Annotated in this window: 8 protein-coding genes and 1 riboswitch; of the genes, 7 read left to right on the top strand and 1 reads right to left on the bottom strand. The window is 40.5% G+C overall.

Features of this window, described 5'->3' with window-relative positions; translation table 11 throughout:
• The first annotated feature begins 65 nt into the window (after positions 1-65).
• Positions 66-168, top strand: a riboswitch (TPP riboswitch).
• Positions 169-344: 176 nt separating this feature from the next.
• From N3C_RS14220 to N3C_RS14190, 7 genes are all read left to right on the top strand, one after another.
• Positions 345-1115 (top strand): thiazole synthase, encoded by a 771-nt coding sequence (locus N3C_RS14220; RefSeq protein WP_074366669.1) that lies wholly within the window; start codon positions 345-347, stop codon positions 1113-1115.
• A 51-nt stretch (positions 1116-1166) separates the two neighbouring features.
• On the top strand, positions 1167-2270 hold the full coding sequence (thiH, locus tag N3C_RS14215) for a 2-iminoacetate synthase ThiH (protein WP_074366668.1): 1104 nt from the start codon (positions 1167-1169) through the stop codon (positions 2268-2270).
• Between the two features lie 102 nt (positions 2271-2372).
• Positions 2373-3065 carry a thiamine phosphate synthase gene (gene thiE, locus N3C_RS14210; RefSeq protein WP_074366667.1) on the top strand — a complete coding sequence of 231 codons (693 nt, stop codon included), beginning with the start codon at positions 2373-2375 and terminating at the stop codon, positions 3063-3065.
• Positions 3066-3194: 129 nt separating this feature from the next.
• The gene (thiS, locus tag N3C_RS14205) at positions 3195-3386 is read left to right on the top strand and encodes a sulfur carrier protein ThiS (RefSeq protein ID WP_207648632.1); all 192 of its coding nucleotides are present in this window, start codon (positions 3195-3197) and stop codon (positions 3384-3386) included.
• A gap of 8 nt (positions 3387-3394) precedes the next feature.
• Positions 3395-4156, top strand: coding sequence for a HesA/MoeB/ThiF family protein (locus N3C_RS14200; protein WP_074366665.1), 762 nt, complete (start codon positions 3395-3397; stop codon positions 4154-4156).
• Between the two features lie 105 nt (positions 4157-4261).
• Complete coding sequence (locus N3C_RS14195; RefSeq protein WP_074366664.1) at positions 4262-4480, top strand: hypothetical protein; 219 nt, start codon at positions 4262-4264, stop codon at positions 4478-4480.
• Between the two features lie 547 nt (positions 4481-5027).
• Positions 5028-5453, top strand: a complete 426-nt coding sequence (locus N3C_RS14190; RefSeq protein WP_074366663.1) for a hypothetical protein — start codon at positions 5028-5030, stop codon at positions 5451-5453.
• Between the two features lie 184 nt (positions 5454-5637).
• On the opposite strand, the gene N3C_RS14185 is transcribed toward N3C_RS14190, so the two are convergent.
• Positions 5638-6438: a DUF8173 domain-containing protein gene (locus N3C_RS14185; protein WP_074366662.1), complete on the bottom strand. Its 801-nt coding sequence runs from the start codon at positions 6436-6438 to the stop codon at positions 5638-5640.
• Positions 6439-6712 lie beyond the last annotated feature (274 nt).

Raw genomic sequence — 6712 nt, 5'->3', positions numbered from 1 at the left:
CCAAATCAAAATTATTATTTGCATAATGTAATCTAATATGGTACAATTTTCACATAAAAACTCAATATTGCTGCTAGGGGTGCCGCAAGGCTGAGAAAGATATTATTATCTCAACCCTTTGAACCTGATATGGTTAGTACCATCGTAGGGAAGCAATAATCAATATGTGTTTGTTCCTTGAGCTTACCTTGATGGTAAGCTCTTTTTATTATACTTCCAACGATTATCTCATTTGTTTCCCCTACAGATGTTACTTTATCTGATAAGGCAAACGCGGCCGGATAGAAAATTAATCAATTCAAAGCAGCAATGAGAGTAATATTACTTTTTGTTGGAGGTTTAATATGAGTGATAAATTAATCATCGGAGGAAGAGAAATAGAAAGCAGGCTTTTTATAGGTACGGGCAAATTTTCTTCCAACAAGCTCATTCCTGAGGTAATCAAAGCTTCAGGAGCGCAGGTTGTTACTGTTGCTTTAAGAAGGATCGATTTTGATTCAGAAGAGGAAAATATGCTGAATTATTTTCCGGAGGATTGCATCATCATGCCGAATACATCTGGTGCCCGCAATGCCGAGGAAGCTGTCAGAATTGCCAGGTTAGCAAGAGCTGCGGGATGTGGCAACTGGATCAAAATTGAGGTTATTTCTGATAACAAATATCTTCTCCCGGATAACATGGAAACAATAAAGGCAACAGAAATACTTGCCAGGGAAGGGTTTGTGGTGTTGCCATACATGTGTCCGGACCTGATGGCGGCAAGAAGGCTCAGGGATGCAGGAGCAGCAGCTGTAATGCCTCTCGGGGCTCCTATAGGCACAAATAAGGGGCTTAAAACAAGGGAACTTGTCAAAATACTAGTCAATGAAATTGATCTTCCTGTTATCGTGGATGCAGGCCTTGGTAAACCGTCTGATGCAGCTGAATCAATGGAAATAGGGGCGGCTGCAGTGCTGGTGAATACAGCTATTGCTACTGCAGGAGATCCTGTTATGATGGCTAAAGCCTTCAGCCTTGCAGTTAAAGCAGGCAGGGCAGCTTATATTTCCGGTACAAGCGCAGTAAAGGAATATGCCGAAGCATCATCACCTTTAACAGGCTTTCTGCGCGACTAAGAATAAGGGTAAGGAAAGTAATAATAAGGGTAAAGGAAAGAAGGTCTGTAAATGAGCTTTTATGAAAAGTATCTTGAATACAAGGGTTTTAATTTTTCAAAATTCCTTGAAAGCATAAAGGACGAAGACGTTTTAAGAATCATCAATAAAGAAAACCTTAATGAACTTGATTATCTGGCGTTGCTTTCTGATACGGCAGGAAAGTATCTGGAGGAAATGGCAAGAAAATCGCAGCAGCTTACCATTCAGCATTTTGGTAAAGTGATATTTCTGTTTACTCCTCTTTATTTGTCAAATTTCTGCACCAACCACTGCGTTTACTGTGGATTTAATCATAACAACAAAATAGCCCGCAAGAAGTTAAGCATGGAGGAAGTGGAAAAGGAAGCCAAAGCAATTTCATCTACAGGCCACAGGCATATTTTGATTTTAACAGGTGAGTCAAGAAAGCACAGCCCTGTATCGTATATTAAACAATGTGTTGAAATTTTAAAGAAATATTTTACTTCAATTTCAATAGAAGTATATCCTCTCGAACTACACGAATACAAAGAACTGGTTGACGCCGGAGTTGACGGTTTTACAATGTTCCAGGAGGTGTATAACGAAGATACATATAAAGTGCTGCATCCTAAAGGCCCAAAACATAATTACAGATACAGGCTTGATGCCCCTGAACGTGCCTGCATGGCATCAATGAGGAGTGTTGGAATCGGTGCGCTGCTGGGATTGGAAAATGTGACAAGTGAAGCTTTCTTTACAGGTTTGCATGCTCATTACTTGCAGGACAAGTACCCGGATATTGAAATAAGCGTGTCCCTGCCTCGTATAAGGCCATGTGTAAGTCATTTCAAGCCCAGGTTTGAAGTCAGCGACAGAAAACTTGTTCAGATTATGCTTGCTCTGAGACTCTATATGCCCAGAGTTGGAATTACCATATCAACAAGAGAGCGACCTGAGCTTCGCGACAATCTGGTGGGGCTTGGAGTAACAAAGATGTCAGCGGGGTCGTCTACGGAAGTAGGAGGATATGCGCATAAACAAAACACGGAAGGGCAGTTTGACATATCTGACGGCAGGAGTGTACAGGAAATAAAAGATATGCTTTACAAGAAAGGATATCAGCCTGTATTTAAAGACTGGCAGGCTATCTGATGGAAATAAGCTGTTGCTGCGGAATATTTTCACTTGGCAGCAACTATGCCATTAACGCTTGAACTGCACCGTAAATCAATTTTTATAGATTGGAGATTGGCTATGGACAGGTTTGATATATTGCCTTCGAGCTTGAATAAAAGGCAGAGTGCTTTTTCCAGGAGTAAAAAACTGATTACCGGCCTTTATTGCCTGACTTCTGAAGAACATTCTAGAGGCAGGAGCAATATTGAGGTAATAAAAGCCATGATAAACGCAGGGGTGAAAATAATTCAATACAGGGAAAAAGAGAAAAAAATGCTGGAAAAGTACAATGAATGCATGCAAATCCGGGAACTTACAAAAAAAGCCGGAGTTACATTCATAGTTAACGATGACGTTGATCTGGCCATGCTTGTAAAAGCTGACGGCATACATTTAGGGCAAGATGATCTGCCGGTGGAAAAGGTAAGAGAACTGGTAGGCAATGAGATGATAATAGGCATTTCAACCCATTCCCCAGAGCAGGCGCAGGATGCAGTTAGAAGAGGCGCCGATTATATCGGAGTCGGACCTATTTATAGGACATACACAAAAAAGGACGTTTGTGAACCTGTTGGGCTGGAATATCTGGATTACGTGGTGAAGAACATTAACATACCCTTTGTTGCCATTGGGGGCATAAAGGAAAGCAATGTGGATGAAGTCATTTCAAGAGGGGCAAAATGTGTTGCCATGGTTACGGAAATAGTCGGAGCCGAAAACATTGAACAAAAAATTTTAAATATCAGGCGCAAGTTGGGGGAAAGTGTGTAAATGAAATATACAACACAAAGGATGACGCAAGGAAAGAAATTTTAACAAAAGAAATGGAAATTGTATCAAAATAAAAGCAGGTTTGAGCTCAGTTTATAAAAAAGGGGGGAAAGGTGCCAGATGAAAGTAATGATAAACGGAAGGGAAGAAATCATTGACGGGGAAATGACAATTTTATCTTTGCTGAATTCCAAAGGGATCAATCCTTCCATGGTTGTTGTTGAGCATAATTATGAAATTCCTGATAAGGAAAAATGGGACAGTATTTTGATTAACGACGGCGATAATATTGAGATTGTTAAATTCATAGGAGGCGGCTGAGACTTAAGATGATCGGTGAAAGTGATTTACTCAGGTATTCAAGGCAGATATTATTGAAAGACGTTGGACATGAAGGACAGGAAAAGTTGCTGAATTCCAGAGTACTTGTAGCAGGTGCAGGAGGCTTGGGATCGCCTGTTTTGTATTATCTTGCCGCAGCCGGTGTCGGGACATTGGGTGTTGTTGACTTTGATGCGGTAAATATGTCAAATTTACACAGGCAAATACTCCATTTTACCGATGACCTGGGCAAAAACAAGGTTGACTCTGCAGAAGAGAAACTGAAAAAACTAAATCCGGGCATTAATGTAATAAAACACGCGGTGAGGCTGAATGAAAACAACATAGAAAATATAGTCAGACAGTATGACGTTGTAATAGATGCCGTGGATAATTTTTCAACCAGGTACCTGATAAGCGACTGCTGTTATCTTATGAATAAACCGCTTGTTGAAGGAGCGGTGCTGGGGTTTGAAGGCATACTTATGACAATAATACCGAACAAGTCTCCATGCTACAGGTGTTTGTACCCTATACCGCCTGAGGCCGGAAAGGTGCTGACGTGTAACGACGTGGGCATAATAGGAATGGTTGCAGGAACAATAGGCTCGCTGCAGGCACTTGAGGCGGTCAAAGTCATACTTGGCATTGGCAGGACGCTTTCGGGTAGGATACTGACTTTTGACGGCCTTAACCTTGTTTTCAGAACGATTGACTGGAAAAGAAAAAGTAACTGTCCCTTGTGCGGGAAAAATCAGGTTAAAAAATAAAAAGAGGTGATAAGTTGACAGGGAACCGTCCAAAACCACTGAAAAACACTAAATAAAAAATGTAAAATATTAAATATAGAGAAAAAGACCCCTTCTAATGTTATAATGGAAGAATTATCAAAAAAGAATACCAAAGTGGGTACATCTCAAGTAGATATTGCATCCTATGCTGCATTGGCCAATGAACTGAGAAAACATGCATTAGTATTAAGGATGCCGCAGATATATTGGGAGTACCTCGATCACGGTTCTACCCTCATACTCGAAGGAGAAAAGAAACAGCTATGGTTCTTTTATTGCATGATCTGTTTTCTTGGTATGTAATACCAGCGTCCGCCAAATTAGATTTAGCCTTTCTGTAGTGTTTCTTTATTGAACTCATGTTGATTCTCAAATTTGGGCACTGGCACTAGAAAGCCAGGGGCCAATAAAACAATTTGAGTGGCCAATCATTGTCACTTTCAGGGGTTTATTTTCCAAAATACCAATCTAAATACTCTCGTACATCTTTCTCCAAATCATCCCTGATATCTTCATACAAAGAGAAACAAAGATTCCCATTCTGTAGTTGACTAATCTCGATATAAAGTAGGTATGAGATTTGCAAGATTCGTAAGAGATACATTTCCCTCCCTAAAAAGCTTTGTTATTTAACCATATAGCAAAGTTATTCCACTATTTTTATATGCTATCTTTCTTTTGTCATTTGTTTGAATACTTGTGGTGAAATAGCAGGCAAATCCTGCGTTGAACCGTTAAGTTTATTTAAAAAATTTATTAACAAATCTAAAAAAAACAAATTCCTATACAAGCATTACAAAAAGACAGAAGTATATCGATTATAGGCGGAGATATAGTTATATTCGAAGAAATGAAAAACATAAAAGCTCCGACTGACAACATCTGGTCAAAACAGGAAAGTATGACTATTCTCGAAGATTTAGTTAAATGGTGGGATGCTGATAAACATTATTTAACGATGGACGATACGCCAGATATTTTTGGTTCTATTCCAGATGAATCTCGTGCTAGGTTTAGAAACCTTGTTGATATTCTTTCATATGTAATAGCTCCTGCTTTATCTGATGACTGTTCTGTAGAAATAAAAAATTGTATTTTAAGATTAATCAAAGAATTTAACGAATATAAGATACCTTGTGTACAAGTAAAAGCTTCATTTATAAAGTTATTAAATAATAATGTTTCAAACGTTTATGTGGATATAGTAGAAGCAATTAGTTCAAAAGACAAATCTAATATCATTGATGCTATATATGCGATTCTAAAAGTTTCTTGATTTCTGCCGAGAAGGTGATTATAAAGATGAGGCTGATAAATTCATAGATTTAATATGCCAACAGATAAAATGGAGAAGGACGGAGAGCCTTGTATCTTCCCTAAACGCTATGAGCACTATTGTGGCAAAGTTTTCAGAGTATTTATGTGGTGTCAGACTGTCTCTAAAACGGTCAGCTTTGTTCTTATGACCTCTGCCGGTTGACAAGGGAAAGTACGGCTGTTCCTAGGCCGGTGATTTTCAACAGCCACCCTATCGGCATGCCGACATAGGGAATCCATGTGATCAGGCTGATAAAAACTGCCCCTAAAAGAGTAGAAATATAGAGTTCAGGCTGTTCTCTGCCAAGAGCAGTAAGGACTTTTTCTCCAAGCAGACTGCTCAAGGAGGCAAACCCCAGGTAGTAGGCACAGGCTAAGACAAGCCAGAGCATACCGGCCAGGGGGATGCCCAGAATGGTGATGAAAAGCAGGATAGTTGTTGGCAGAGCCAGAAATATGATCACTATTCCCCAAACAAAACTCAAAATAGGGCTGACCGCCAGCTGGTGAGCGGTTTTTGCGGTTGCTTTGGGGAAAAGAATACTGACAAGTACAAGCACTACAGCTATTAGCAAGAGGCTTACCAGACGCCACCAAAAAATTGGAGAGCTTGGTGCAGGAAAAGGGAAGCCTTTAAACCACTGTACAATCAGACTTCCTAAGGCATCTTTCAGAGTTAAACTTACCTCACTGCCGGTTACTACAGCGCCGGGATCCCTTACCAAAGCGCCCCCGACAATGACCAGATCACCCATGATCTTTGCGCTTGATGCAAGTTCCACAGAACCGCCCACAACTACTAGAGCACCTGATACCTGACCCCTGATCACAGCTGGTCCACCAATCACAATAACATCCCCGGCAGTTCCATTAATATCTGCTGGGCCAACAGCTATAACACTGCCTGCATTGCCGTTGATTTCTGTATTCCCAAGGATATTCACAAGACCCTGCCAGACATCTCCATCAACATGTGTGGACCAAATATGACTATTGTGCTGTTTACCTGCTCGCCTTCATGGATATGGATATCCCCTCCAGTGACTACCATGTCCTGTGCCAGTGCAGTTGCGGGGATGAGGCAGGTTATGACCACTAACACTGCGAGAAAAAAGAGAATGGCTAATGTTTTACTCTTGTGTTTCATGATCGCTCATTTCCCTTCCTTCTCCGGTTTCATTAGAGGGCTGTTCTTGCAAGAGGTTAGGTTGATCAGGG

The sequence above is a fragment of the Clostridium sp. N3C genome, assembly GCF_900095445.1.
Lineage (GTDB): Bacteria > Bacillota > Clostridia > Clostridiales > Clostridiaceae > Clostridium_AU.
Note: the sequence above shows the minus strand (reverse complement) of the source record. Positions and strands in the feature narration are given on the sequence as shown.